We start from the raw sequence: 26,186 nt of genomic DNA, 5'->3' as shown, positions 1-26,186 counted from the left end.
GGTGCATTGGTGGCCATTCCGCGTATTGCCGTCACGATGGGGGATCCGGCGGGTGTCGGCCCCGAGATCATCGCGAAGGCCGCCCAGCGCCTGAAGGATCGGATCGAGGCTGGCGAGCTTGCGCTGGTGGTGACGGGGTCCGGCCACCGCCTCGCCGCCGCTTGCGCCGGGTTGGGCATTGCCCAGCCTTTCGCGGCCGTTTCCGCCGATACCCCGCGCGAGGCGCTGCCGCCTTGTGCGCTGGTCGAGGTCGGGCCGGACGCCTCTGCCATCGTGCCAGGCAAGGTATCGGCCATCGCGGGCGAAAGCGCCTATCAGGCGATCGCCGCCGGCGTGCGCATGGCGATGGGCGGCCTGGTCGATGCGATCTGCACGGCGCCGATCAACAAGGAGGCGCTCAATCTCGCCGGCCATCATTACAGCGGCCATACCGAGCTGCTTGCCGATCTCACCGCCGCGCGGAATTCGGTGATGATGCTGGCCCATGGCAACATGCGCGTGAGCCATGTCTGCACCCATGTCGCGCTGCGCGACGTGCCGAAGCGCCTCACGCCCGAGCGGCTGCGTCAGGTGGTGGAACTGACGGCGGACGCGCTGAACCGGCTGGGCATCGCCCGTCCGCGGATCGGCATCGCCGCGCTCAATCCGCATGCCGGCGAGAACGGCCTGTTCGGCCGAGAGGATATCGACATCACCGCCCCCACCGTCGAGGATCTGCGTCGCGCCGGCCACGACGTGACCGGTCCGGTTCCGGGCGACACGATCTTCGTGAAACTGCGGGCCGGCCAGTTCGACGCGGTCGTCGCGATGTATCACGATCAGGGCCATATCCCGGTGAAGCTGCTGGGCTTTTCGGTCGATCCCACGACCGGCGAATGGCAGGCGCTCAGCGGCGTCAACGTCACGCTCGGCCTGCCGATCATCCGCACGTCGGTCGACCACGGCACGGCGTTCGACATTGCCGGCAAGGGCATCGCCAGCGAGCAGAGCCTGCTGGAAGCCATCGACTATGCGGTGCAACTCGCGCAAGGATCGGACCGGACCGCGCCCTCACCGTAACGCAACGACCCGCCACGGCGCGCCGGTCAGGGCGTGCCGATCGATGACAAACGGCCGGACGCGGGCTCTGCCCGGGCGGTCACAAAGGGAGGATAATATTGATGCGCAATACCATCGTTTCCGCAGTGGTCGCGGCCGGCATCCTGGCCGCGACGGGCACCGCCGCCGCCGATAACCTCGTGGCGCCGAAGAGCCTCGCCGCCTGCTTCGTCCCGCAGACGGCATCGACGCCGATGGTCAAGCTGAAGGCGAAGCACGGCCCCTACAAGATCGCCTTCAGCAACTCGTATTACGGCAACAACTGGCGCACCGAGATGCTGAACATCGCCCGCGCCTACGTGAAGCAGCCGGCGGTCGCGAAATACATCTCGAAGTTCGAGATCCAGAATGCCGGCAACAACGTCGCCCAGCAGGTCGCGCAGATCCGCCAGATGATCCTGGGCGGCTACAACGCCATCGTCATCGACGCCGCCTCGCCCTCCGGCCTCAACAGCGTCATCAACGAGGCGGTCAATCACGGCATCGTCGTCGTCGCCTTCGACAATACGGTGACGACCGACAAGGCGATCAACATCAACGAGGACCAGGCGGCGATGGGCCGCATGTGGGCGCAGTTCCTCACGAAGGAAACCGGCGGCAAGGGCAAGATCCTGATGGTCCGCGGCCTCGCCGGCACGACGGTCGATAACGACCAGGGCGACGGCGCCATGGCCGTGTTCAAGAAATCTGCGGGGCTCACGGTCAAGCAGGTCTATGGCAACTGGGATGTCGGGGTGAACCAGAAGGTCACCGCCGATGCGCTCTCGACCAGCCACGATGTCGCCGGCGTCTGGGGCACCGAAGGGGCCACCGGCGCGCTGCAGGCCTTCCTGCAGGTGAAGGCGAAGCTGGTGCCGATGACCAGCGAGTCGGATAACGGCTTCATGAAGCTCGCGGTCGAGCATCACGTCCCGGCGCTGGTCATCGGCCAGTCGCCGGCGCTGGCGGCCGCGGCCATCCGCGCGGCGATCGCCGCCCTCGACGGGCAGAGCCTGCCGCGCACCGCGAACATCCCGCTCAACCCGGTGACGACGAAGCAGATGAAGGCCGGCGTCAACTACTTCCCGAAACTGCCGAACAGCTTCGTCACCGATATCGACATCCCGCAATGCGGCGTGAAGATCCCGGTCGGCGCCGTGGTCCACGGCAGCTGAGCAAGGCGGAACGAGGGCGAGGCCGGTGCCGATTGCGGCTGACGGAGCCCGGCGCGCGGGCGGCGCGGGTGCTGCTGCCGCGCCGACGCTGGCGGCAACCGGCCTGTCCAAGCGCTTCGGCGGCGTCGTCGCGCTGCGGCGGGCCGATCTCGCGCTTTATCCGGGCGAGGTTCACGCCCTGCTCGGCGCCAACGGCGCCGGCAAGAGCACGCTGGTCAAGCTGCTCGCCGGCATCGAGCAGCCGGATGACGGCACCATCGAGGTCGGCGGCGCCGCCATGCGCTTCGCCAGCCCGCACGCCGCCCTCGCCGCCGGCATCGCCACCGTGCACCAGGAACTCTCGCTCTTTCCGAGCCTGAGCGTTGCCGAGAACATCCTCATCGGCCAGGAACCGCTGCGCGGCGGGCACTGGATCGATGCCGCGGCAATGCGCGAGCGGGCGCGCGTCCTGCTGGCAATGCTGGGCGCGACGGATATCGACCCCGACGCGACCGTCGGCGATCTTCCGCTCGCCCAGGCGCAACTCGTCGAAATCGCGAAGGCGCTGTCGACCGATCCGCGCGTCCTGATCCTCGACGAGCCGACCTCCGCCCTCTCCATCGCCGAGGTCGAACACCTGATAACGGTCATCGAACGGCTGCGGGACCGTGGCACGGCGATCGTGCTGATCTCGCACCGGCTCGGCGAAATCGAACGCCTGGCCGATCGCGTGTCCATCCTGCGCAGCGGCGAGAAGGTCGGCGAGTTTCCGCCCGGCGATTTCAGCCGCGACAGGGCGCTGGCCCTGATGCTGGGCGAGGCCTGGCAGGAGCGCCAGACTGCCCGGCCAGCGGAAGCCTTTGCCGGTCGGGCGGACGACACGATCCTTCATGTCAGCGGCCTCACCCTGGCGCCGCATTTCGCCGATATCGGCTTCGACCTCCGCCGCGGCGAGGTGCTCGGCCTCGCCGGCCTCGAAGGGCAGGGGCAGAAGGAATTCCTGTTCGCCCTGTTCGGCCTGTTCCGCCGCGGGCTGGAGGGCGTTATCGAGATCGGCGGCCGGCGACTGCTGCCGCGCCGGCCCCGCGACGCCATCGCGGCGGGCATCGCCCTGATCCCCGACGACCGCAAGACGCTCGGCGGCTTCCTCGGCCTCAGCATCGCGGAAAACATCGCCATCACCGTGCTGGGTTCCCTGCGGCGGCGCCTCCTGATCAGCCGCCGCGCCGAGGCGGACCTGGTCGACGACCATATCCGTCGTCTCGGCATCAAATGCGCCAGCCGCGCGGTGCCGCTCGGCAGCCTGAGCGGCGGGAACCAGCAGAAGGTTGTGGTCGCCAAATGGCTGGCCCGGCGTGAACCCGTCTATGTCTTCTGCGACCCGACGCGCGGTGTCGATGCCGGGGCGCGCGGCGAACTCTTCGGCGTAATCCGCGAACTCGCCGCCCAGGGCACCGCCGTGCTGTTCTATTCCACCGACATTTCGGAGTTTTCGCTGCTGTGCAACCGCGTTCTGGTCTTCCGCGAGGGCCGCGTCGCCGGGTCGCTCGAAGGAGCCTCCATCACGGAACAGAACATCCTCGACCTGTCCTTCCACGAGGCCGCGCATGAAGCCGCCTGAAGCCGCGCGCCCCGCCGCCCCCCGCCGGCGCGGACGGATCGAGAAGCATCTGGGGCCGGTGTCCTGCGCCATCGGCCTTGCCGTGGTGATCGGCCTCTATGCGCTCCGCCAGCCGCTGATCCTCTCGCCCTTTGGCCTCGCCAGCCTCGCCAACGTCTCGGTGCCGCTTGCCCTTGCCGCGATCGGCCAGACCATCGTGCTGCTCGGCGCGGGCCTCGATCTGTCGATCGGCGCCGAGATCACCCTGGTCAACTGCTTCGCGGCGACGACGATGCAGGGCAGCCCGCTCGGCATCGGCGGCATCGTCGTGCTGTCGCTGCTGATCGGCCTCGGGCTCGGCGCGGTGAACGGCCTGATCATCGCCTACGGGCGCGTGGAACCGCTGATCGCCACCTTCTGCACCTCGTTCATCTATGGCGGCGCGGCGCTGATCATCCTGCCGCGCCCCGGCGGCGCCATCCCCGCCGGCTTCGCCAACGCGCTGACCGGCAACTGGGGCATTTTGCCGTTCTCGCTGGTGTTGCTGGCCGCCGCCGTGCTGCTGGCCTGGATTCCCGTCTTCCGCTCCCGCCTCGGCCGGTTCATCGTCGCGGTCGGCGATGACGCCGAAAGCGCGCGCGTCTCCGGCCTGCCGGTGCGCCGCGTCGAAATGACCAGCTACGTGCTGGCCGGACTGTTCGCCGCGATCGCCGCCCTGTTCCTCGCCGCCGAGACCACATCCGGCGATCCCACGATCGGCAGCATCTACACGCTCAACTCGCTCGCCGCCGCGGTGCTTGGCGGCGTCGCGCTGACCGGCGGGCGCGGCACGGCCATCGGGCCGATCCTCGGCAGTTTCCTGCTCTCGATCATCCTCAACGCCCTCGGCGTCTTCAACGTCTCCGCCTTCTGGCAGGATTGCATCGAAGGATTGATCCTCATGGTGGTTCTCGGCCTCGGCGGGCTGCGCCTGCTGCGCGGCGGCAACTGGCTCACGGTGCTGCGCCAGTGACGGCGCCCGGCAAGACGGCGCGCATCGGGACAGGCCCGGCGCCGTTCGTCGCCCGCCTCGGGCCGGCGGCGCGGCGCATGCTGCTGTCCTACCTGATCCTCCTTCTCGTTTATGGCTGCGCCGTCGCGGTGAATCCCGAATTCCTCGGCTGGGGCACCATACGGCTGCAACTCGTGCAGGCGACGTTCATCGGCCTGATCGCGATCGGCGAGACCTTCGCCATCCTGATCGGCCAGATCGACCTTTCGGTGCCATGGACCATCACCCTCTCGGCCATCCTGAGCACCAATCTCGCGGCGGTGTACGGCCATCAGTGGATCGCCTTCGCCATCGTCATCGCGGTCGGCGTCGCGGTGGGGCTGCTGAACACGCTCGGCGTGTTCGTGCTGCGGGTGCATTCGCTGATCTGGACGCTCAGCGTCAACCTGCTGCTCCAGGGCATCGCCCTCGTCTACACGAACGCCGTCGCGCCGACGACCCATATCCCCGGCGCCGCCCGCGCGCTCGCGCTCGGCAATGTGGGGTTCATGCCGGCGGCGTTCCTCGTCTGGATCGTCTGCGGCGCGACTTCCATCCTGGCCCTGCGGGCGATGCCGTTCGGCCGCTCGATCTATGCGATCGGCAACAGCCCGGCTGCGGCCCTGCTCTCCGGCGTGCCGATCGGACGGGTGACGGCGCTGATCTTCGTCATCAGCGCGACATGTGCCGCCTTCGTCGGGCTGCTGCTGAGCGGATATTCGTCGCAGGCCTATCTCGGCATGGGCAACGACTATCTGCTCCCGCCGATCGCCGCCGTCGTCATCGGCGGCACCCGGCTGTCAGGCGGCGAGGGGGGCTATGCCGGCAGCATCGCCGGCGCGCTGACCGTCGTCCTGCTGCAGGCGATCCTGGTGACGCTGAACATTTCCGAAGGCGCGCGCCAGCTCGTCTTCGGCGCCATCCTGCTGGCGCTGGCATTGCTGTTCCTCAAGCGGCGGTCATAGTTGCCGCCGCCGCACTCCCATCGCGAGGCAGGGCGGGATTGAGCCTCTAATGCCGGCAACCCAGCAGCGCCCGCGTCTTCGGGTGAACCGGCTGTTCGAACAGGCTCGCAGGCGGTCCATCCTCGACGATGCGTCCGCGATCCATCACGATGATCCGATCCGCGACATTTCGCGCAAAGCCCATTTCATGCGTCACGATCATCATCGTCATGCCGTCATGCGCCAGATCGCGCATCACCGCGAGCACTTCGCCCACCATCTCGGGGTCGAGCGCCGAGGTCGGCTCATCGAAGAGCATCACCGCCGGCTGCATCGCGAGCGCACGGGCGATCGCGACCCGCTGCTGTTGTCCGCCCGAGAGGGAGGACGGCATCGCCCTGGCCTTGTGCGAGAGGCCGACGCGTGCCAGCAGCGCTTCCGCTCGCGATACCGCTTCCGCTCGCGGCCTGCCGCGAACTTTCATGGGCGCGAGGATGATGTTTTCGATGACATCGAGATTTGCGAACAGGTTGAAGCGCTGGAACACCATGCCGACATCCCGTCGCTGCCGGGCGATGTTGACCTCGAGATCCTCCGCCAGTTTTCCGTTCTGCTCGCGGTAGCCGATCAGGCCACCGTTCACCACGATGCGCCCGCCCTCGATTTTCTCGAGATGATTGATGCAGCGGAGCAACGTGGTCTTGCCCGAACCCGAGGAACCGATCAGGACCACGGTCTCGCCGCGGCGGACGCCGAAACTGACACGGTCGAGAACTTTCGTGTTGCCGAAACGCTTTTCCACGTCCTCGGCTTCGATCAGGAGCGGCTGCATCAGGCGGTTTCCGTCATCGGCTGGCTGATGGCGTCGATGGCGCTGTCGTCGGGCTGCCTGTCCATCCGGCGCTCGACCTGCGCCATCACGACACCCCATATCGTGGTCAACGCGAGAAAATAGAGGGCAAGCACCGAGTAGAGCTCGAAGGTGCGGAACGTGGCCGAATTGATCGTCTCGGTGACCAGCAGCATTTCCGAAACGCCGATCACGCTCACCAGCGTCGAGTTCTTCAGCATGATGTTGAACTGATTGCCGATCGGCAACAAAACCACACGCAACGCCTGGGGCAGCACGACATATCGAAGGATCTGCCAGGGAACCATGCCGAGCGATTTCGCGGCCTCGGTCTGACCGCGATCGACGGCATCGATGCCGGCCCTGAATATTTCGGCCATGTACGCCCCTTCGTTCAGGCCCAGCGCGAGAATGCCGGCCTGCACATTGCCCGCGAGGGTGAGGCCGCCGAGATGGATGTCATGGAACCGGAGAATGCCGGCGGCCGCGAGTCCGGTATAGATGAAGACGATCTGCACCAGCAGAGGCGTGCCGCGCATCAGGAAGATATAGGCCCGCGCCGGCCAACGCAGGACGCCCATCTTCGACCGCCTTGCGAGCGCTGCGGGCAGACCGATCGCGAGCCCGATCGCCTGCCCCCCGACGCTGATCATGATCGTCAGCCAGAGCCCCTCAAGGAAGGCGCCGTTCGGCTCCAGCAGCTGATGCCAGAAATAAGGCCAGTCGAAATGCACCTCGATGCTCCGCGCTCAACCGGGCTTCAGCATGTCGATGCCAAGATTCCACTTCCGGAAGATGGCGGCATAACTGCCGTTCTTCATCATGTCGGCGAGTGCCGAACTGACCGCCTTGTGCAGCACCGCTTCGTTCTTGCGGATGCCGATGCCGGTGGCGATCTTGTAATAGGGCGGGCCGCCCAGCGCGAATTGTCCCGGCGCCTTGTGGATGTAATAGCGCGCGGTTTCGTAGGCGACACCGTAGGCGGCAACCTGGCCGAATTGAAGCTGCTGCAAGGCCTGCGTGTTTTCCGGAAACATCACGATATCGATCGGCTTCTTCCGCGCGCCTGCAAGTTCCTTGTTCGCTGCCTTCAGCAGCACCGTGGCCGTGGTGCCTGTGACCGTCGCAACCTTCTTGCCCGACAGACTTTCAAGCGAGGGAACGGCTCCCTTGCCTCGCTTCACGAGAACGGCCTCGTGCGAAATCATGTAGGGAATTTCGTCGATCACCTTGAGCCGTCCCGGCTTGATGAACAGCTGCGACATGATGATATCGCAGTGCGAGGCGAGCAGGGCAGGGATCAGCCCCGCAAAAGGCATGTTGATCCATTCGGGCTTCACGCCGAGATGGCTCGCGATGGCATCGCCAAGATCGATGTCCAGGCCAACCGGCCTGGTCTCCGCATTCATGAATTCCATGGGCGGCAGATTGACGGCGCTGCAGATGCGCAGGGTGCCCGATTTCTCGATACTCGCGGGCAGGCCCGGGGCCGCGGCATGCGCCGTCGTCAATCCCGCCAGCCCGGCTCCCGCCAATACCCCCAGGGCCGAAAACAGCGCTTTCATTCGAGTCATGATCGGTCTCCATTCGAAGCGGTTGATCTGGTGACAGGGCTGTCAGCACCGGCCCGGATGGATGAAAATTAGGCCGCTGAATGCGGCGCAACAAGACAAAAATATCAAAAAATATGCGTTTATAGAGCTATATGATCAAACAATAGCCAAATAACGAATAAACTCTATGCATACGAATTGAATATGAGCAACGCGAAGCCGGCTCACTTTTGCGGTGCGAAACGTGCCGCCGTGCCGTGCATCAAGCGAAGGCGCTGCCGGCAACACGCTCTGGCCCCTGCCATGACGCGGGTCCATTCTCATCGCGATGGTTGCATGGGGGCGCATCGTCCCCGTTGCCGGCGCCGGCGTGATCGATCCGCCGGCCGTCTCCTTATGCTGCGACCAGTTGCCGCAGGCTTCTGCGGGAGGGGTTTTCGACGTAGCGGTGAACGAGCGCGGTTGAAATGCCCAGGATTGCAATATAACCGCACACCGCCGCCGCACATTCGAGCGCTGTCCCGTGCGCGACATAGGCCAGGAGAAAGCGCGCGCCTTTTTCCACGGGCGCCTGCATCAGATAAAGCGAGTAGCTCGCGGCCCCAACAAGGACGAACGGCTTCGAGGAAGCGAGGCGTCCAATGGGATTTGCCCTCGAACTCGCGGCAAGGATGACAAAGGGAAAGACCAGCACCGGCATGAAGTCGGCAAGGCGGCTCTGGAGCACGAACATCGCTTCCGTGGCGACGATCATCAAGAGTATCGGCACGGTCCAGCGGATACGGCGCACCGGCACCATGTCGACGATGCGGCGCAGCAGGCACCCTTCCGTGAACTCGGCCGCCGCCCGCAGCAGCACCGGCCCTCCAAGGGTCACATTCATCGTGTGGCCAAATATCGTCGAATAACATGCCGCCAATGCCAACGGCAGCGCGACCGCTGCCGACATCACCAGACCATTGTTCAACTTCCGGAGGCCAAATGCGAGGAACGGGAAAAGGATATAGCAGAACATCTCCGCACTAACCGACCATGCCGGATAATTCCAATTGAGATGGTCGGTTAGTCCCCAACTTTGCAGCATGAACAGATCGACCAGAAACTGGCCCGGTTCATAATTCCTCGGATTGAATGAGGGATCGCCCAGCGCAGGCCCCAGGACGACAATCACGACAAACAGCAGCATCGTGAAAAGATAGACCGGATAGAGGCGGGCGAGGCGAAGCCCGATGAATCGCCGGAATGCCGGCACCGTCGGCTGATGGAAATCGGCCGCATGGACATGCCAGATCACGAACCCGCTCAGTGTGAAAAACAGATCGACGCCGAGATAGCCGAGTCGGATCACCCGCAGCGAACCCGCCGGATAGAGGTATGCGAACGCGCCGAAACTGTAATGAAATCCGACAACCCATAGCGCCGCAAGGGCGCGCAATCCCGTCAGTCCTTCCATCCGATCCGACTTTGCCGGCCGTGTTCGGATGTCGGCATATCCGTCGGGAATTTCAGGCAGACCCGGCATCGGGACGGATACATCCGTCTGGCCGGAAAACAGCGCCGGCCGGGTCATCAGGCCCCCCTCGCGCACTGGCCCCGAACGGTGGCGAGCGCTCCGCGTCCAGCATCCCGCGACGAGTGGCGGGCGAGGGGCAATCCTGATCCTGGCTCAACCGGGACCTGCGCCGCCCAGGCCTCACCACGCCACGTCAGAACAAGGCGAGGCGCCAGGCGAAAAGCCCGCAACATTCCAGTTGCGGTGAGAAGCCGAAATGAAAGAATGATTCTATTCCAATATAAACGCACATCTGCTCCAATGTATTTATGACGATTTGGATTTAAAAGTGAGAAATAATGTTTCAAGTGTAAATAAATACATGTTGTTATATGCATTTTTAATATTCACGCGCGACGCGGCTCGTGACGATGAATTTTCTGTTGCCCACATGGCGTCGATGGTGTCGCCACGCACGCTCCGGCCGATCCGGTCAATCCGGAACCGCGACACCGCCCGGCCGGCCTCCCGCATGTCGTGCCCCGGTCCGCTGGCCGCAACATATCGCAACAACTGTTACGAAACAGATACGTTAAATATGGGAAATCCGAAATCCGGCGCCCTTCACACGCACCATCTGCCCGAGCACATTTCGCGTTGACCTTCCCACGATGGAAGGCCCCATATCGCTCCCGCCACCGAACGCCGATCCCAGCCAGGAATATCGCCAATGTCCTCCCGCCTGACACGTCGCCTTCTTCTTGCCGCCGCCGGTTCCGCCGGTGCCGTTCCATGGGTTTCCGCGCAGGCCGGTCAGGCCCCTGCCGCGGCCGCGGGCGGGCATCGCCTGCTGGCCGGCACCCGCACCCTCGAGGTGAACGGCCGCGCGGCCCGGGTCTTCCGTCTCGCCGCCGATAGCGGGCAAGCCGGGCTGTTCCTGGCACCGGGAGAGCGCTTCCGCGTCGATCTGACCAACACGCTCGACGAGCACACGATCATCCACTGGCACGGCCAGCTGCCGCCCTGGACCCAGGATGGCTTCCCCTGGCCGCAGACGCCGCCGCTGGCGCCAGGCGCGACCCGAAGCTACGACTACGCGCCGATCCCCGGCACCTACTGGATGCATTCGCATGACGGCCTGCAGGAGCAGAGCCTGATGACGGCGCCGCTGATCGTCCGCACCGCCGCCGAGATGCGCGAGGACCGGCAGGACATCGTGCTGATGCTGCACGATTTCAGCTTCAGGACGCCGGACGACCTTCTGGCCGGCCTGACGGGGGCGAAGCCTTCCGCCGTCCACGATATGGTCCGCCATGCCGAGAATGTCGCGGCGCCGGCCATGAACATGCATGGCATGGCCTCCGGCGGCATGGCGTCGATGTCCTCCGGTGACATGGGGCAGGGGCACTCCATGGGCGGCATGACCATGGATGTGAACGATATCGACTACGACGCCTTCCTCGCCAACGACCGCACGCTCGCCGATCCCGAGGTGGTGCGCGTCGGGCGCAGCGGGCGCGTGCGCCTGCGCATCATCAACGGCTCGTCCTCCAGCCAGTTCTGGATCGATCTCGGGACCCTCAAAGGCAGGATCGTCGCCGTCGACGGTCATCCGGTTCACCCGGTCGCCGGCGCCCGCTTTCCGCTCGCCATCGCCCAGCGGATGGACATCCTCGTCGACCTGCCGCCCTCCGGCGCCTTTCCCATCCTCGCGCGTCTCGAAGCCTCGCGTCGCCGCACGGGCATCGTCCTGGCAACGCCGGGTGCGCGCATCCCCACGATCGCCGAAACCGGGCACGACAGGACGCCGCCGCTCGACAATGCGCTGGAAATGCGTCTCGCCGCGGCCCAGCCGCTGAGGCCGCGCAAGCCCGACCTCGTGCACCGCATCGACCTGTCCGGATCGATGAAACCCTATCGCTGGGCGCTGAACGGCGACTACTGGCCGCATGTCACGCCGCTCATGCTCGAAGCCGGGCAGCGCGTGGAAATCGAGCTGGTCAATCGCTCTTCCATGGCGCATCCCATGCATCTTCACGGGCATGCCTTCCAGGTCATCGGCATCAACGGCAAGACGGTGAACGGCGCGGTCCGGGATACGGTTCTGGTCACCCCCCGGCACGGCCGCGTGCGGATCGCCTTCGATGCCGCCAATCCCGGCCGCTGGGCCTTCCACTGCCACAACCTCTACCACATGGCGACCGGCATGATGACCGAGTTCCGCTATCGCGGGATCGCGGTCTGACGCAGGGGCCAGGCCGGAACTTCAGGACCGCGCCGCGGGGAGATGATGCCGCGAACAGTCCGTCGCGCACAGCGCGGCATCGGTCTCGATCTGCAGGGTGAGGTGGCCGATCCCGAAATTCCGCTGGATCGCCTCCGCGAGGCGGCCGGTGAAATCATCCCCGGGGTGGCCGCCGGGCGTCACGACATGCAGGGTCATGGCGCTGTCCGTGGTGCTTGTCGGCCACACATGCAGATCATGCACCGCCGATACTTCCGGCCAGTCCAGGACGAAATCGCGCAGCGCGGCGATATCGATGCCGTCCGGCACGCGGTCCATGGCAAGGGCGACCGAATCCCTGAGCAGCCCCCAGGTGCCGGCCAGGATGACGCCGGCGATGGCGAGGCTCGCCAGCGGATCGATGCGCTCCCATCCGGTCAGCAGGATCACGGCGCCGGCCACGACGACGCCGAGCGAGACGAGCGCGTCATAGGCCATGTGCTGGAACGCGGCGCGGATATTGATGTCGGACCCGCGCCCCGCGGCGAACAGCCAGGCGGTGACGCCGTTGACGACGATGCCGATCGCCGCGACGATCATGATCGTCGCCGTGCCGACCGGGGCGGGCTCGAACAGCCGACGGATGGCCTCGACGGCGATGGCGCCGATGGAGATGAGCAGGATCGTCGCATTCATCAGCGCGGCGAGAATGGTGCCGCGCCCGAGGCCATAGGTATAGCGCCGGGAAGGGGACCGCTTCGCCAGAACCGCCGCCACCCAGGCCACGAGCAGGCCCAGCACGTCGCCGAGATTGTGGCCGGCATCGGCGACCAGCGCCATCGAATGCGCCGCGATGCCGGCGATCACCTCGCCGACGACGAACGCGGAATTCAGGATCGCCCCGATCGCGAATGCCGCCCCGAAATCCGCCGGCGCATGGCTGTGCCCGGGGCCGTGGGAATGGCCGTGATGGTCATGGCCGGCATGGGCGTCATGAGCATGATGATCGTGCGGCATGGATAACTCCTCCGAACCGGCCGGATGCCGGGTCAGCAACAGCAGGTGCCGCTCCAGGCTTCGCGGCCTTCCCTGACCAGGAACCAGACAACACCAAGTGATGTCGCGGCGTCCACCCACCAGGCGCCGGTGACCGCCTGAACCGCCAGGCCGATCACGACGACCAGCGAGAGATAGAAGCAGGTTGTGCTCTCCATCGCATCGGCCCGCATCGCGCGGCTGCCGAGCGCATCGGCGACGGCGATCTTGCGCCGCGCGAGCAGATACATCACCGGCATCGCCGCGAGCGTCACCGCGAGGCCGGGCCAGGAGAACGAAGCGCCGGCCCGCGCCGCCAGCCTGAACGCCGCCATGATGACGACAGAGGCGGCAAGGGCGAACAGCAGCCCGCCGGCGAGCCGGCCCGCGAGGCGTTCCGCCTGCTCGCCGAACGCCTCGCCGCGGCGCAGCTCCACGTTCAGGCGCCAGATCAGCACCAGCGCGGAGGCGATCTCGATCACGCTGTCGATCCCGAAGGCGCCCAGCGCCACGCTGCGCGCCCTGAGCCCCGCCAGGATGGCCACCGTCGCCTCGATCGCCATCCAGCCAAGCGTTGCATATTCCAGCCGGAAGGCGCGCCCGATCAGCGCCGCCCTCTCCGCGCGCAGCGCCGGCGCCGGGCTCGTGCCGGCTGTCGGGCCGGCCGCGGCGCAGCAATGGTCCTGAAGCGTTGGCTCGATGGTGGCAGGGGCATCGTCCATGATCACAAAAGCCTCGACAACGGGGAACGCCGCGCCAATCTCGACCCTGTAGCCGCTACAGGGTCAAGGAGGTGCGATTTGCTCGGAATCGGCGAACTCTCCCGCAAGACAGGCGTCAGGATCGAGACGATCCGCTACTACGAGCGGATCGGCCTGCTGGCGCCGCCGGCCCGCACGGCGGGAAACTACCGCCGCTATCGCGAGACCGATGCCGGGCGTCTCCGCTTCATCCGGCGCGCGCGCGCCCTCGGCTTCCCGATCGACCGTATCGGCACGCTGCTCGCTCTGGCGGATCAGCGCGACCGCTCATGCGAGGATGTCGACGCGATCGCCCGCGACCATCTCGACGAGATCGATCGCAAGATCGCCGATCTCACCGCCCTGCGCCGCGAACTGGCATCGATGGTCGGTGCCTGCTCCTCGCGCAGCATCGCCCGCTGCCGCATCCTCGGAGCCCTGGCGTCCGATCGGTGAGCCGGCGCGCCGCGCCCTCGCGTCCGTCCCGTCACGCCGATCGCGCATGGACCTCGACGGTCAGGTGCGAAAGCGATCTGAAGCGGGCGAGCTTCCGCTGGTAGTCGGCAGCGCCCAGCCCGCTCGCCGTCCGCACCGACAGGATGGCCCCCAGATGCCCCGGGCCGAGCCGCCAGAGATGCAGGTCCGCCAGTTCGTCGCCATCCGCCTCGATCGTCTCGCGCAGCCGTTGCGCAAGGCGGCGGTCGGGGGTCATGTCCAGCAGGATCGCGCCGGTGTCGCGGATCAGGCCGAACGCCCAGCTCGCGATGACCAGCGCGCCGACGATGCCGACTGCCGGGTCCATCCATCGCCAGCCGAAGGCGCGCGCCAGCAGAAGGCCGACGATCACCAGGATCGACACCGCCGCATCGGTGGCGACGTGGATCACCGCCGCGCGCATGTTGTTGTCGCGCCCGGTGGTTTCATGGGCGTGCTCGTGCTCGACGAAGTTCACGGCGCCGCTGGCATCGCCGACGGCAACGACCGCGGTGAATTCATGCGGCTCGGGGATTTCCTCGTGCGATTCCAGATAGCCGTCGGCCGCCGTCATCGTGAAGGCCTGGCGCCGACCGCCGGCGCGGATCGTCTCGATCGTCACCGCCGCCGCCGTCGGCAGATCGCCATCCTCCGCCGCCAGGCGGAACCGCGGCGGCACGCCATCCTCGAAAATGCCAAGGCGCATGGCGGCACCGCCGATCGTCACGAGGTGCGTCTCGTCGTCATGGTGGTGGTCATCCCCGTCGTGTCCGTGATGATGCCCGTGCCCGTGCCCGTGCCCGTGCCCGTGCCCGTGCCCATGCCCGTGTCCGTGGGCATGGCCGTGGCTGTGGCCATGGTCATGCCCGCCGGCGAGAATGAGCGCGCTGACCACATTGACGACGAGCCCGAGCCCGGCGATCGGCAGGGCCTCGGCAAAATCGATCGGCACCGGCGCGAAGAACCGCCTGATCGCCTCGTAGCCGATCAGCAGGGCGATCATCGCCAGGACGATGGCGCTGGTGAACCCCGCCAGATCGCCGAACTTCCCCGTACCGAAGCTGAAGCGCGGATCGCCCGCGTGCTTGCGGGCGTAGCGATAGGCGAGGGCGGCGAGCAGCAGGGCGCCGGCATGCGTGCTCATGTGCAGGCCATCCGCCACCAGCGCGATCGACCCGTACAGCGATCCGCCGACGATCTCCAGGATCATCATCGCCGTGCAGATCCAGATCACCCACCAGGTGCGGCGTTCGCTGCGCTCATGGTCGGCGCGCAGGAAAATATGGTCGTGCCCTGCGAAGGTCGTTTGATCAGACATGTCTTGCCTCACTTCAGATAGGCGCGGATCACGGCCAGGAGCTGCTCGGTCGCGTCGTTGTCCTGCGCGTCGGGATGGGTGTCCGCGTCCACGAGGTGCGAACGGACGTGATCCTCGACGACCTCCGCCATCAGCCCCGCGATCGCCCCGCGGACCCCGGCGATCTGCTGCATGACGGTCTCGCAGCCGGCCTCCGCCTCGAGCGCCCGCTCGATGGCCTCGACCTGGCCCCGGATCCGGCGGACGCGCGCCAGCAGCTTCCGCTTTTCACGAACGGTATGGGTCATCCGGCATCTCTAGCATACTCCCCCTCCCTATGACAGGGGGCGCAGCGCCGCGGACGGCCCCGGCGCGCGACCGCCCTTGACATGGGTCAACGCAGGAACCGCCGGCCGATGCTATCCACCATGACCAGTATCGGCATCCGCCCGGATGCCGTTCCGGACACCCTCGAGCGGCGGATCCTGCACTGTGGAGCATGATGTTTCGCGACGGTCGTTCATATGCGGTTCGGCGCTTGCCGCCGCCGCCGCCGGCGTGCCCGGTCCCGCCGCGGCGGCACCGCCCGCCGCGGATGCCGGGCGGGTGCTCGGCCCCGGCGCAATCCCCGTCACCCTCACGGTCAACGGCACCGGCCACATCCTCGCCATCCCGCCGCAGACGACCCTCGCCGATGCGCTCCGCACGATGCTCGGCCTGACCGGCACCAAGGTCGCATGCGATCGCGGCGCCTGTTCCGCCTGCACCGTCTGGCTCGACGGCAAGCCGATCGTCTCCTGCATGTTCCTCGCCATCGATGCCGCGGGGCATCGGGTCACGACGATCGAGGGGCTGGCGCGCGGCGACGACCTCCATCCGGTTCAGGCCGCGTTCATCGCGCACGACGCCCTGCAATGCGGCTTCTGCACGCCCGGCATGGTCATGAGCTGCGCCGCCCTGCTCGACTCCGTGCCGGCACCGACCGACGCCGAGGTGAGGGCGGCCATCAGCGGACATCTCTGCCGCTGCGGCACCTATCCGCACGTCATCGCGGCGACGCTCGACGCCGCGCGTGTCCGGAAATCCTGAGCATGGCGCATGATCCGTCACGCCGCACCGAGCGCTTCCCCCACGGCATCGCCGGGGCCGGCCTCGGGTCGATCGAGCGGTCGGTGCCGGCGGACGAGCCGCCGCCGCTGCCGCCGAACGCCGAACTCGCGGTCATCGGCCGTTCGGTTCCCCGGCTGAACGGGCGCGACAAGGTCACGGGCGCCACGCGCTACACGGTCGACATCGCGCCGCGCGGCATGCTGCATGCCCGCCTGCTGCGCGCGCCCCTCGCGCATGCCCGCATCCGGGCGATCGACGTCGGCGCGGCCCGCGCGCTCGATGGCGTCCGCGCGGTCGTCATCCTGGCGCAGCCCGGCGATCCCCTGTCGGGCATGGTCCGCTATGCCGGCCAGCCGGTCGCCGCACTCGCCGCCGTCTCGCCGGCCATCGCCAGTGCGGCGCTCGATCTCATCCGCGTCGACTACGAAGCGCTCCCCTTCGTCGTCGACATGGAAGACGCCCGCGCCAGCGAAGCGCCGCCGGTCTATGCCCCCGGCACCGCGCCGGCCGGCCATCCCTCCGGCTTCCCGGCCCCCGCCGGTCTCGCCCGACACGGCAACGTCCGCGCCGCCGTGATCGACCGGCGGGGCGACGTCGCCGCCGGCCTTGCCGCGGCCGATGTGGTGGTGGAGGGCACCTATCGCACCCAGGTGCAGACCCATTGCTGCATGGAGCCCCACGCCATCGTCGCGGACTGGACGGAGGACGGGCTCACCGTCCACATGTCCACCCAGTTCACCGCCGGCATCCGCCACGAACTCGCCGCCGCGTTCGCCCTCCCGCTCACCCGCGTGCGCGTCGTGGTCGACGGCATGGGCGGCGGCTTCGGCTCGAAATCGACCCTCGGCACCTATGGGCGCGCCGCCGTCGCCCTCTCCCGCGCGGCCGGCGCGCCCGTCCGCCTGGTGCTGACCCGCGCCGAGGAGCAGGTCGATTCCGGCAACCGGCCCGGCACGTTCCAGCACCTGCGCATCGGCGCCCGGCGCGATGGCACGCTGACCGCGATCGAACTGACCAGCCATGGCACGGCGGGCGTGGCGCTCGGCGCCGGCGTCGGCGACTTTGCCGGCGCGGTCTACCGGTGTCCGAACCTGCTGACATCGCATCGCGACGTCTTCACCAATGCCGGGCCCGGCTGCGCCATGCGCGCGCCGGGAAACGTGCCGGGCGCCTTCGCCTTCGAACAGGCGATCGACGAGCTCGCCGAACGCCTCGCGCTCGATCCCGTTGCCCTGCGCGACAGGATCGATCCCAGCCCGGTCCGCCGCGAGGAACGGCGGATCGGCGCCGCGCGCTTCGGCTGGGCCGCCCGCCAGCCGCCGGGTTCGGATCGGGGGCCGGTCAAGCGCGGCATCGGCATGGCGCAGTCCCACTGGGGCGCGCATGTGCAGATCAACGCGGCCTGCGAGGTCCGTGTCCTGCGCGACGGCTCGGTGGAGGTGATGTCGAGCGTGCAGGATATCGGCACCGGCATCACCACGGTGCTCGCCCAGACGGTGGCGGAAGTCCTCGGCCTGCGCGCGGAGGATATCACGGTCCGCATCGGCGATACCATCTTTCCGTCGGGGCCGCCGTCCTATGGCAGCCGCACGACGGCGTCGATCACGCCGCCCGCCCGCACCGCCGCCTGGCGCGTCCTCCGCCGCCTGCTGGCCGAAGCCGCGCAGCGCCTGGGCGTCGCGCCGGATGCCCTGATCGCCCGCGCCGGGCGGATCATCGTCCGCGACGATCCTGCCCGGGGCCTGGCCTTCGGCGAGGTCACGGCGCGGCTGCGCACGGATTCCATCAGCGAAGTCGCCTCCCGCGCCGACGATTACGCCGGCTTCGGGCAACGCTACGGCGACGCGGCGACGGCCCGGCAGGATCTCGGCGGCGTGCAGTTCGCCGCCGTCGCGGTCGATACCGAAACCGGCATCATCCGGGTCGAGCGCGTGCTCGCCGTCCAGGATTGCGGCCGCCCGATGAACCCGCGTCAGATCGAAAGCCAGGTTCATGGCGGCATCCTGATGGGCCTGTCCTACGCGCTGTTCGAGGACCGCATCATGGACCGTCACACCGGCCGCATGGTCAACCCCGATCTCGAGCAATACAAGATCGCCGGACCGTACGAGACCCCCGCGATCGATGTCGTCCTCCTCGAAAACTACGAGGCCAACAGCGCAACCGATGCCTACGGCATCGCGGAGCCGGCGAACATCGCCACCGCGCCGGCGATCGCCAACGCCGTCCGCAACGCCATCGGCATCCGCATGCGGCGCCTGCCGATGACCCCGGCCGCGGTGCTGGCGGCGCTCGGCGGCTCTCCGTCCCGGAACCTGCCCCCATGAAGCCGTTCGCCACGCTCCGCGCCCCGACGATCGCCGCCGCCGCCGCCTCGGCCTCCACGACGATGGCGGAAGCGATGACCCGCGCCGGCCCGGCGAACGGCGTCGCACTCCTGCGCGCCGGCGGGATCGACGTGCTCGACCTGCTCAAGGAAGATCTGGTGGCGCCCGCCATGCTGGTGAGCGTCATCGACATTCCCGGCCTCGACGCGATCCGCGAGGATGCCGACGGGCTTCACATCGGCGCGGCGGCCACGCTCGCCGCCATCGCCGCGCATCCGCTCGTCCGCGAGCGCTATCCCGCGCTGGCCTCGGCCGTCGGCCACTCGGCCAGCCCGCAGATCCGCAACGTGGCAACGCTCGGCGGCAATCTGCTCCAGCGCCCCCGCTGCTGGTATTTCCGCTCCGCCGCCTATCGCTGCCTGCGCAAGGGCGGCGGCCACTGTTTCGCGCTCGACGGCGAGAACCAGTATCACGCGATCTTCGACAACCATCCCTGCGCGATCGTGCATCCCTCCACCGCCGCGACGGTCCTTGTCGCGCTCGGCGCCTTCGTCGACCTCGCCGATGCGCACGGAACCTCCCGCCGCGTCGGGCTCGAGAATTTCCTCGTCGGGCCGGCCATCGACCTGCAACGCGAGAACGATCTCCAGCCGCACGAAATCCTGACCGCGATCGTTCTCCCCACTCCGCCGTCCGGCGCCCGCATGGCGCATCTGCGCCAGGGCGAGCGCGATTCGATGGACTGGCCGCTGGCCGATGTCGCCGTGCTGATCGAGATGGATACTGTCCGAACCTGCACGCGCGCCGCCATCATCCTCGGCGCGGCGGCGCCGGTGCCGCATCGGGCGCGCGCCGCGGAAGCGGCGCTGCGCGGGCGCGTCATCACCGATGATGCCGCCCGCGAGGCCGCGCGCGCCGCCCTCGCCGGGGCGACGCCGCTCGCGAAGAACGTCTACAAGCTGAAACTGTTCGAGACCCTCATCCGCCGCGCGATCCTGACCGCGGTCGCATAGCCGCGCCCGGCGCTTGACGGTCATCCCCCGCCGCTGCAATCGCCATCCTGCAACCGCATCGGGACGGAGACGACGGGATGGCCGACGACGAACGACATATCCGCGCGGGGCTGATCGGCTACGGCTATGCTGGCCGCACGTTTCACGCCCCGCTCATCAGGGCCACGGCCGGCTATTCGCTCGTCGCGGTCGCCTCAAGCGATGCGGCGAAAGTGCAGGCCGACCTGCCCGGCATCGCGGTCGAGCAGGCCCCCGCCGCGCTCCTCCAGCGCGACGATATCGACCTCGTCGTCATCGCCACGCCGAACGACTCGCATCGCCCGCTCGCCGAAATGGCCCTCGCCGCCGGCAAGCATGTCGTCGTCGACAAGCCTTTTGCCCTCTCGCACGCCGATGCGCAGGCCGTGGTCGCCGCGGCCGAAGCGGCGCATCGCCATGTCGCGGTCTTCCAGAACCGCCGTTGGGACAGCGATTTCCTCGCCATCCGCCAGGCGATCGAAACCGGCCGCATCGGCGCGGTCCGCCACTTCGAATCCCATGTCGACCGGTTCCGCCCCCAGGTCCGCCCGCGCTGGCGCGAGGCAGCGGGCCCCGGCGCCGGGCTGTGGCTCGATCTCGGTCCGCATCTCGTCGACCAGGCGCTCTGCCTGTTCGGATCTCCGTCGCGGGTCATCGCGAGTTTCGCCGCCCAGCGGCAGGGCGCCACGGTCGAGGACTGGGCGCATGTCGTCCTCGAATATCCCGCCCTGCGCGTGATCCTGCACGCCGGCATGCTGGCGGCGGGCGGATCGCATCGCTTCACCGTCCACGGCGAGGCGGGAACCCTGGTCAAGCGCGCGGCCGATCGGCAGGAAGACCAGCTTCGCGCCGGCATGATCCCCGGCGCGCCCGGCTGGGGCGAGGATCCCGACGATTTGCTCCTCCTCGACGGCACCAGCCCCCCGCTGTCCTCGCCCGCGCCGGCCGGCGACCACCGGGCATTCTACGCGGCGCTGCGCGAGGCGCTGCTCGGCCGCGCGCCGAATCCCGTGCAGCCTGACGAGGCGCTCGCGGTGATGGCGGTTCTCGATGCCGCCGCCCGCGCCGCATCGACCGGCAACGCCGCCATCCCCGTTTCAGGCGCATAGCGGCTCATCGGCTTCCGTCACCCCGACCGGCGCGTTGATTTCCCTCAATGCCGCAAACCCTCCGGCATGGGATCGATAGGCCTCACAGCGCGATCGGGCTTCGGACATGTCGAGCAGCGAGCGGAAGCCGCCCTGTCCCGCCTCCCTCGGGACCGGCGGCGGACGGACCATTCCCTTCGGGCGCGCCCGGCGATGACGGCCGCCGAAACCTGGCTCGCCTTCTTCGCCTGCCTCGCGCTGGTCGGCGCCGCCGGGCCGGTGCTGTCGCGCAACGGCGATATCATCGCGGTGAAGACGGGCCTGACCGGCGGCTGGATCGGCCTGATCCTCGTCGCCGCCATCACCTCGCTGCCCGAACTCGCGACCGGCCTCAGCGCCGTGACCATCGCCAACGCGCCGGACACCGCGGTGGGCGATGTCTTCGGCAGTTGCGTCTTCAACCTCGCGATCCTGATCGTGCTCGACTTCATGCAGCGCGGCGAGAGCGTCTACCGCCGCGTGCGCCAGGGGCACATCCTCTCCGCCGGCTTCGGCGTCGTGCTGATCGGCTTCGTCGGCATGAACATCGCCCTGCACGGCCAGGGCATGGCCTTCGCCGCATTCGGGGTCGGCGGCTACACGCCGATCATCTTCCTGCTTTACGCGCTCGGCGCCCGCGCCGTCTTCTTCTACGAGCGCGACCACCGCGAGGACGCCGCCGAAGACGCGGCCGACCGCTATGCCGGAACCACGCTCGGCACGGCGGTCCGCAGCTATGCGCTCGCTTCGGCGGTCGTCGTCGTCACCGGCACGGCGCTGCCATTCGTCGCCGTGGCGCTGGCCGCGGCGATGGGCTGGCAACAGACCTTCGTCGGCACGCTGCTGGTCGCCGCCGTCACCTCGCTGCCGGAACTGGTGGTCAGCGTCGTCGCCGTCCGCATCGGCGCCGTGGACATGGCGATGGCGAACCTGCTCGGCAGCAACATGTTCAACATCCTCATCCTCGGCATCGACGACCTGTTCTACCGGCAGGGCCCGATCCTGTACCGGGTCTCGCCGGTGCATGTCGTGTCGGCGCTGTCCGCCGTCATCATGTCGGGCCTGCTGATCGCCGGCATATTGTATCGCCCGCAGCGGCGCATCTTCCAAACCGTCGGCTGGATCAGCTTCGGCCTGTTCACGATGTATCTGCTGAATTCCTATGTGATCTTCCTCCATGGCACGCACTGACGAACACGGCGCCGGGCCCGAAACCGCTGATGCCGTGCGCTGGCACGCGCTCGGCCCAGACGCCGCGCTGGCCCGTCTCGGCAGCGACGCGGCGCAGGGCCTCACCGGCGAGGAGGCGAGGGCGCGCGCCACCCGCTTCGGTCCGAACGAAATCCGCGAGGGCCGGCAGCGCGGCCGCCTCGCCATGCTGGCCGCCCAGTTCGCCGATGTCATGATCCTGCTGCTGATCGGCGCCGCCATTCTCTCCGGCGTCATCGGCGAACTCGCCGACACGCTGGTGATCCTCGCGATCGTCGTGCTCAACGCGGCCATCGGCTTCGCGCAGGAGGCGCGGGCGGCGCGGGCGGTCGCCGCCCTGCGCCGCCTCGCGGCCCCCACCGCGGTCGCCCTGCGCGACGGTCACCCCGACCACCTCCCGGCCGACCGTCTGGTGCCCGGCGATATCGTGCTCATCGAGGCCGGCAACGCCATCCCCGCCGATCTCCGGCTGCTGGAGGCCGCCGGCCTGCAACTCGGCGAGGCCCCGCTGACCGGGGAATCCGTGCCGGTCGTCAAGCATGTCGCGGCGGCGCCGGACGACCAGCCGCTCGCCGAACGTCACGGCATGGCCTACAAGGGCACGGTCGTCCTCAACGGGCGCGGCCGCGGCGTCGTCGTCGCGACCGGCATGGCGACCGAACTCGGCCGCATCGCCGCCATGCTCGAATCCGCCGCCGCCCCGCGCACGCCCCTGCAGCAGCGTCTCGCCGTCTTCGGCCGGCAGATCGCCATCGCGGCGATCCTGATCTGCGCGCTGATCTTCGGCATCGGCCTGCTCCGCGGCGAGGCGCCGCTGCTGATGCTGCTCACCGCGCTCAGCCTCGCCGTCGCCGCCATCCCCGAGGCGCTGCCCGCCGTCGTCACCGTCCTGCTCGCGCTCGGCGCCTCCCGCATGGCCCGGGCGCAGGCGCTGATCCGCCGGCTGCCGGCGGTGGAAACGCTCGGCTCCGTCACCACGATCTGCTCGGACAAGACCGGCACGCTCACGCTCAACGACATGCGCCTGACCGAGGTCTGGGCCGGCGGCCAGCGCCAGCCCGTCGCGGCGCTCGGCGGGCACGCGCCGCTGCTCCGCGCCCTGCTTCTCTGCAACGATATCGCCGTGGACGAAACCGCTCACGCCATCGGCGATCCGACCGAAATCGCCCTCTGGCGCGCCGCCGCCGACGCCGGGCTCGACCGTGGGCGCGAGGCGGCGCTCACCCCGCGCGTCGCGGAACTCCCCTTCGATTCCGCGCGCCGGCGGATGACGACCGTGCATCGCGACGGCAACCGCTTCGTCGCCTACACGAAGGGCGCGCCGGAAGCCGTCCTGCCGCTCTGCGCCACGATGACGACGGGGCAGGGGGTCGCCGCGCTCGATCCCGAACCGATCGCGCTGGCGGCCGCGCAGATGGCCGAGGACGGCCTGCGGGTGCTCGCCATCGCCCAGGGCGTCCGCAATGCCATGCCATCCGCCGACGCGCTGGCCGAACTGGAACAGGAGCTGACGTTTCTCGGCCTCGTCGGCCTGATCGACCCGCCGCGGCCCGAAGCGCGCGCCGCGGTCGCAACCTGCCGGGCCGCGGGAATCCGCCCGGTCATGATCACCGGCGATCACCCGGTCACCGCGCGCGCGATCGCCCGTGCCCTCGGCATCGTCGGCGATGGCGGCGATGTCATCACCGGCCGCGAGCTCCAGTCGCTCGACGATCCGGCGCTGGCCCGGCGCGTGCGCGAGGCGAGCGTGTTCGCCCGCGTCGATCCCTCCGAGAAGATCCGCATCGTCACGGCCTTGCAGGCGAACGGCGAGATCGTCGCCATGACCGGCGATGGCGTGAACGACGCGCCGGCGCTGGCCCATGCCGATATCGGCGTCGCGATGGGTCGCGGCGGGACCGATGTCGCCCGCGAGGCCGCGAGCCTCGTCCTGCTCGACGACAATTTCGCGACCATCGTCGCGGCGGTGCGCGAAGGCCGCCGCATCTACGACAATGTCCGCAAGTTCGTCCGCTTCGTGGTCGCCTGCAACTCGGCCGAAATCTGGGCGATCTTCCTCGCCCCGTTCTTCGGCCTGCCGGTCCCCCTGGTGCCGATCCAGATCCTCTGGATCAACCTCGTCACCGACGGCCTGCCCGGCCTTGCCCTTGCGGCCGAACCCGGCGAGCCCGACATCATGAGCCGTCCGCCGCGCCCGCCGCGCGAGGGCCTGTTCGATAACGGCATGTTATGGGACGTGTTCTGGTCCGGCCTCGTCATGGCCGCGATCACGCTGTTCACGGAAGCGGGAGCGCTCCGCCTCGGCGATACCCACTGGCAGACGATGGTTTTCACCGTGCTGACCTTCGTGCAGATGTGGCAGATCATGGCGATCCGTTCGTCGCGCGCGTCGCTGTTCACCCAGGGGCTGCTCTCGAACAGGCCGCTGCTCGGCGCGATCGGCCTCACATTCGCGCTTCAAATGGCGGTGATCTACACGCCCGGCCTCAACGGCGCGTTCAACGCCGCGCCTCTGACCGCCGCCGAACTCGCGGTCTGCGTCCTCGCATCGAGCCTGATCTTCATCCTGCTGGAGCTCGTCAAATGGGTCCGGCGCCTCCGGGCGCGGCGCCGTCAGGCGGCATGAACATCGCCGCAAGCCGCGTCAACGCCCATCCATTCAGGACCATGGCGGTCGGAAATCGTTGCCAGTACGACTCGCTTGACAGGCGCGGTCACAATAGTGTCAGATTGTGAGGAAAGGTTTTGTCGTCTTGCGGCTCGAGCCGCACTCGCTGGTTCGAGAAACGCCTGCCGGGATGGACACGGACCATGGCGGATAACGCCCATTACTGGGTATTGCTGGTCTACACCTTTGTCGTGATCGCTCTGGTCGCGGGTATGATCGGCGTGTCCCATTTCCTCGGCCAGCGGCACCTGAAACGGGCCACCATCGAACCGTTCGAATCCGGCATCGTCACCGTCGGCTACGCCCGCTTCCGGCTTCCCGTGCAATTCTATCTCATCGCGATGTTCTTCGTGATCTTCGATCTCGAAGCCGCCTATCTCTACGCCTGGGCCACCGCCGTCCATGCCGCCGGATGGACCGGCTATGTCGTGATCTCGGTCTTCATCCTCGCCCTGCTCGCCGCGCTCGCCTATCTGTGGCGCGCCGGCGCGCTCGAATGGGGGCCAAAGCCCCGCGCGCTTGCGATAGTGCGGAGGCGCTGACGCCATGCGATTCACATTCGGCAAAGGCGCGACGGGACAACGGCTCTCCACGACCGCGCCTCTTCTCCGCGGCCTCGGCACAGCCGGCCAGCCGGCCGCCCCATCCCCCGGCGGCGGCACCTTCACCGATGCGGTGCGCCGCAACGTGGCCCTCGGCCGGCTGGAAGACATGGTGGCCTGGGGCCGCAAATATTCGATCTGGCCGTTCAATTTCGGCCTCTCCTGCTGCTATGTCGAAATGGCGACGGCCTTCACCAGCAAGTTCGACATCGCCCGCTTCGGCTCGGAAGTGCTGCGCGCCACCCCGCGCGAGGCCGACCTGATCGTCATCTCCGGTACCGTGTTCGTGAAGATGGCGCCCGTCATCAAGTATCTCTACGACCAGATGCTTGAGCCGCGCTGGGTGATCTCGATGGGCGCCTGCGCCAATTCCGGCGGGATGTACGACATCTACGCCGTCGTCCAGGGTGCCGACAGTTTCCTGCCCGTCGATGTCTATGTCCCCGGCTGCCCGCCCCGGCCGGACGCGCTGCTCGAAGGGCTGATGCTGCTGCAGAACTCGATCGGTTCCGAGCGCCGGCCGCTCAGCTGGCTGGTCGGTCCCAACGGCGCCGAGAAGATCGAGCGGCCCAGCTTCCGCGATCTCAAACACCAGGAGAGGCAAGCGGCCGGCAGCCTCCCCACGCCGGACAGCGTTTAGGG

23 protein-coding genes are annotated in these 26,186 nt (G+C 68.1%); 15 read left to right on the top strand and 8 right to left on the bottom strand.

Annotated features, from left to right (window positions below):
• Positions 1 to 9: 9 nt before the first annotated feature.
• From pdxA to RT91_RS10295, 5 genes are all read left to right on the top strand, one after another.
• Entirely contained in the window at positions 10 to 1,059 is a 1,050-nt protein-coding gene (gene pdxA, locus RT91_RS10315) for a 4-hydroxythreonine-4-phosphate dehydrogenase PdxA (protein WP_035187139.1), read from the top strand.
• Positions 1,060 to 1,160: 101 nt separating this feature from the next.
• On the top strand, positions 1,161 to 2,252 hold the full coding sequence (locus RT91_RS10310; RefSeq protein ID WP_007423506.1) for a substrate-binding domain-containing protein: 1,092 nt from the start codon (positions 1,161 to 1,163) through the stop codon (positions 2,250 to 2,252).
• A gap of 25 nt (positions 2,253 to 2,277) precedes the next feature.
• Complete coding sequence (locus tag RT91_RS10305) at positions 2,278 to 3,852, top strand: sugar ABC transporter ATP-binding protein (protein ID WP_035187138.1); 1,575 nt, start codon at positions 2,278 to 2,280, stop codon at positions 3,850 to 3,852.
• Positions 3,839 to 4,843 carry an ABC transporter permease gene (locus tag RT91_RS10300; RefSeq protein WP_013639598.1) on the top strand — a complete coding sequence of 335 codons (1,005 nt, stop codon included), beginning with the start codon at positions 3,839 to 3,841 and terminating at the stop codon, positions 4,841 to 4,843. The genes RT91_RS10305 and RT91_RS10300 overlap by 14 nt, the downstream gene beginning before the upstream one ends.
• A complete protein-coding gene (locus RT91_RS10295) occupies positions 4,840 to 5,826 on the top strand; it encodes an ABC transporter permease (protein ID WP_035187137.1) in 987 nt (328 codons plus the stop codon). Before RT91_RS10300 ends, RT91_RS10295 begins: the two co-directional genes overlap by 4 nt.
• A 46-nt stretch (positions 5,827 to 5,872) precedes the next feature.
• Here the strand turns inward: RT91_RS10295 and RT91_RS10290 are convergent, their stop codons facing one another.
• The 4 genes from RT91_RS10290 to RT91_RS10275 all read right to left on the bottom strand — a co-directional run bounded on the left by RT91_RS10290 (position 5,873) and on the right by RT91_RS10275 (position 9,778).
• Positions 5,873 to 6,637, bottom strand: a complete 765-nt coding sequence (locus RT91_RS10290; protein ID WP_035187135.1) for an amino acid ABC transporter ATP-binding protein — start codon at positions 6,635 to 6,637, stop codon at positions 5,873 to 5,875.
• Positions 6,637 to 7,389 (bottom strand): amino acid ABC transporter permease, encoded by a 753-nt coding sequence (locus tag RT91_RS10285; RefSeq protein ID WP_035187133.1) that lies wholly within the window; start codon positions 7,387 to 7,389, stop codon positions 6,637 to 6,639. Before RT91_RS10285 ends, RT91_RS10290 begins: the two co-directional genes overlap by 1 nt.
• Before the next feature lie 15 nt (positions 7,390 to 7,404).
• Positions 7,405 to 8,229 (bottom strand): ABC transporter substrate-binding protein, encoded by an 825-nt coding sequence (locus tag RT91_RS10280; RefSeq protein ID WP_007423512.1) that lies wholly within the window; start codon positions 8,227 to 8,229, stop codon positions 7,405 to 7,407.
• A 373-nt stretch (positions 8,230 to 8,602) separates the two neighbouring features.
• The gene (locus tag RT91_RS10275; RefSeq protein WP_035187180.1) at positions 8,603 to 9,778 is read right to left on the bottom strand and encodes an acyltransferase; all 1,176 of its coding nucleotides are present in this window, start codon (positions 9,776 to 9,778) and stop codon (positions 8,603 to 8,605) included.
• A 652-nt stretch (positions 9,779 to 10,430) separates the two neighbouring features.
• Between RT91_RS10275 and RT91_RS10270 the strand changes: the two genes are divergently transcribed.
• The gene (locus RT91_RS10270) at positions 10,431 to 11,945 is read left to right on the top strand and encodes a multicopper oxidase family protein (protein ID WP_035187131.1); all 1,515 of its coding nucleotides are present in this window, start codon (positions 10,431 to 10,433) and stop codon (positions 11,943 to 11,945) included.
• 21 nt (positions 11,946 to 11,966) lie between these two features.
• Here the strand turns inward: RT91_RS10270 and RT91_RS10265 are convergent, their stop codons facing one another.
• On the bottom strand, positions 11,967 to 12,941 hold the full coding sequence (locus RT91_RS10265) for a cation diffusion facilitator family transporter (RefSeq protein ID WP_035187129.1): 975 nt from the start codon (positions 12,939 to 12,941) through the stop codon (positions 11,967 to 11,969).
• Between the two features lie 32 nt (positions 12,942 to 12,973).
• Positions 12,974 to 13,681 carry a cation transporter gene (locus RT91_RS10260; protein ID WP_035187179.1) on the bottom strand — a complete coding sequence of 236 codons (708 nt, stop codon included), beginning with the start codon at positions 13,679 to 13,681 and terminating at the stop codon, positions 12,974 to 12,976.
• A gap of 78 nt (positions 13,682 to 13,759) precedes the next feature.
• Between RT91_RS10260 and RT91_RS10255 the strand changes: the two genes are divergently transcribed.
• Entirely contained in the window at positions 13,760 to 14,155 is a 396-nt protein-coding gene (locus RT91_RS10255) for a helix-turn-helix domain-containing protein (RefSeq protein WP_035187128.1), read from the top strand.
• 31 nt (positions 14,156 to 14,186) lie between these two features.
• On the opposite strand, the gene dmeF is transcribed toward RT91_RS10255, so the two are convergent.
• A complete protein-coding gene (gene dmeF, locus RT91_RS10250; RefSeq protein ID WP_035187126.1) occupies positions 14,187 to 15,491 on the bottom strand; it encodes a CDF family Co(II)/Ni(II) efflux transporter DmeF in 1,305 nt (434 codons plus the stop codon).
• Between the two features lie 8 nt (positions 15,492 to 15,499).
• On the bottom strand, positions 15,500 to 15,778 hold the full coding sequence (locus RT91_RS10245) for a metal/formaldehyde-sensitive transcriptional repressor (protein WP_007423520.1): 279 nt from the start codon (positions 15,776 to 15,778) through the stop codon (positions 15,500 to 15,502).
• 184 nt (positions 15,779 to 15,962) lie between these two features.
• On the opposite strand from RT91_RS10245, the gene RT91_RS10240 reads away from it, so the two are divergent.
• From RT91_RS10240 to RT91_RS10205, 8 genes are all read left to right on the top strand, one after another.
• Positions 15,963 to 16,559, top strand: coding sequence for a (2Fe-2S)-binding protein (locus RT91_RS10240; RefSeq protein WP_035187125.1), 597 nt, complete (start codon positions 15,963 to 15,965; stop codon positions 16,557 to 16,559).
• A 2-nt stretch (positions 16,560 to 16,561) separates the two neighbouring features.
• Entirely contained in the window at positions 16,562 to 18,907 is a 2,346-nt protein-coding gene (locus RT91_RS10235) for a xanthine dehydrogenase family protein molybdopterin-binding subunit (RefSeq protein ID WP_035187123.1), read from the top strand.
• Positions 18,904 to 19,920, top strand: a complete 1,017-nt coding sequence (locus RT91_RS10230) for a xanthine dehydrogenase family protein subunit M (protein ID WP_035187122.1) — start codon at positions 18,904 to 18,906, stop codon at positions 19,918 to 19,920. The genes RT91_RS10235 and RT91_RS10230 overlap by 4 nt, the downstream gene beginning before the upstream one ends.
• 77 nt (positions 19,921 to 19,997) lie before the next feature.
• Positions 19,998 to 21,047 carry an oxidoreductase gene (locus tag RT91_RS10225; protein ID WP_035187121.1) on the top strand — a complete coding sequence of 350 codons (1,050 nt, stop codon included), beginning with the start codon at positions 19,998 to 20,000 and terminating at the stop codon, positions 21,045 to 21,047.
• Between the two features lie 192 nt (positions 21,048 to 21,239).
• Positions 21,240 to 22,256, top strand: coding sequence for a sodium:calcium antiporter (locus tag RT91_RS10220; protein WP_035187119.1), 1,017 nt, complete (start codon positions 21,240 to 21,242; stop codon positions 22,254 to 22,256).
• Positions 22,243 to 24,900, top strand: coding sequence for a cation-translocating P-type ATPase (locus tag RT91_RS10215; RefSeq protein WP_035187118.1), 2,658 nt, complete (start codon positions 22,243 to 22,245; stop codon positions 24,898 to 24,900). The genes RT91_RS10220 and RT91_RS10215 overlap by 14 nt, the downstream gene beginning before the upstream one ends.
• Before the next feature lie 185 nt (positions 24,901 to 25,085).
• Entirely contained in the window at positions 25,086 to 25,484 is a 399-nt protein-coding gene (ndhC, locus tag RT91_RS10210; RefSeq protein ID WP_013639611.1) for an NADH-quinone oxidoreductase subunit A, read from the top strand.
• A gap of 4 nt (positions 25,485 to 25,488) precedes the next feature.
• Positions 25,489 to 26,184, top strand: coding sequence for an NADH-quinone oxidoreductase subunit B (locus tag RT91_RS10205; protein ID WP_013639612.1), 696 nt, complete (start codon positions 25,489 to 25,491; stop codon positions 26,182 to 26,184).
• Positions 26,185 to 26,186 lie beyond the last annotated feature (2 nt).

This window comes from Acidiphilium sp. JA12-A1 (assembly GCF_000724705.2).
In the GTDB taxonomy this organism is placed as follows: domain Bacteria; phylum Pseudomonadota; class Alphaproteobacteria; order Acetobacterales; family Acetobacteraceae; genus Acidiphilium; species Acidiphilium multivorum.
This window is presented reverse-complemented; position numbering and strand designations above follow the sequence as displayed.

Bases quoted from the DNA above. Each gene is read 5' to 3' on its own strand.
- RT91_RS10275 (WP_035187180.1), bottom strand. From the start codon at position 9,778: ATGACCCGGCCGGCGCTGTTTTCCGGCCAGACGGATGTATCCGTCCCG.
- dmeF (WP_035187126.1), bottom strand. From the start codon at position 15,491: ATGTCTGATCAAACGACCTTCGCAGGGCACGACCATATTTTCCTGCGC.
- RT91_RS10215 (WP_035187118.1), top strand. From the start codon at position 22,243: ATGGCACGCACTGACGAACACGGCGCCGGGCCCGAAACCGCTGATGCC.
- RT91_RS10260 (WP_035187179.1), bottom strand. From the start codon at position 13,681: ATGGACGATGCCCCTGCCACCATCGAGCCAACGCTTCAGGACCATTGC.
- RT91_RS10235 (WP_035187123.1), top strand. From the start codon at position 16,562: ATGGCGCATGATCCGTCACGCCGCACCGAGCGCTTCCCCCACGGCATC.
- RT91_RS10280 (WP_007423512.1), bottom strand. From the start codon at position 8,229: ATGACTCGAATGAAAGCGCTGTTTTCGGCCCTGGGGGTATTGGCGGGA.
- RT91_RS10270 (WP_035187131.1), top strand. From the start codon at position 10,431: ATGTCCTCCCGCCTGACACGTCGCCTTCTTCTTGCCGCCGCCGGTTCC.
- RT91_RS10245 (WP_007423520.1), bottom strand. From the start codon at position 15,778: ATGACCCATACCGTTCGTGAAAAGCGGAAGCTGCTGGCGCGCGTCCGC.
- ndhC (WP_013639611.1), top strand. From the start codon at position 25,086: ATGGCGGATAACGCCCATTACTGGGTATTGCTGGTCTACACCTTTGTC.
- RT91_RS10290 (WP_035187135.1), bottom strand. From the start codon at position 6,637: ATGCAGCCGCTCCTGATCGAAGCCGAGGACGTGGAAAAGCGTTTCGGC.
- RT91_RS10205 (WP_013639612.1), top strand. From the start codon at position 25,489: ATGCGATTCACATTCGGCAAAGGCGCGACGGGACAACGGCTCTCCACG.
- RT91_RS10310 (WP_007423506.1), top strand. From the start codon at position 1,161: ATGCGCAATACCATCGTTTCCGCAGTGGTCGCGGCCGGCATCCTGGCC.
- RT91_RS10300 (WP_013639598.1), top strand. From the start codon at position 3,839: ATGAAGCCGCCTGAAGCCGCGCGCCCCGCCGCCCCCCGCCGGCGCGGA.
- RT91_RS10265 (WP_035187129.1), bottom strand. From the start codon at position 12,941: ATGCCGCACGATCATCATGCTCATGACGCCCATGCCGGCCATGACCAT.
- RT91_RS10225 (WP_035187121.1), top strand. From the start codon at position 19,998: ATGGCCGACGACGAACGACATATCCGCGCGGGGCTGATCGGCTACGGC.
- RT91_RS10230 (WP_035187122.1), top strand. From the start codon at position 18,904: ATGAAGCCGTTCGCCACGCTCCGCGCCCCGACGATCGCCGCCGCCGCC.
- RT91_RS10220 (WP_035187119.1), top strand. From the start codon at position 21,240: ATGACGGCCGCCGAAACCTGGCTCGCCTTCTTCGCCTGCCTCGCGCTG.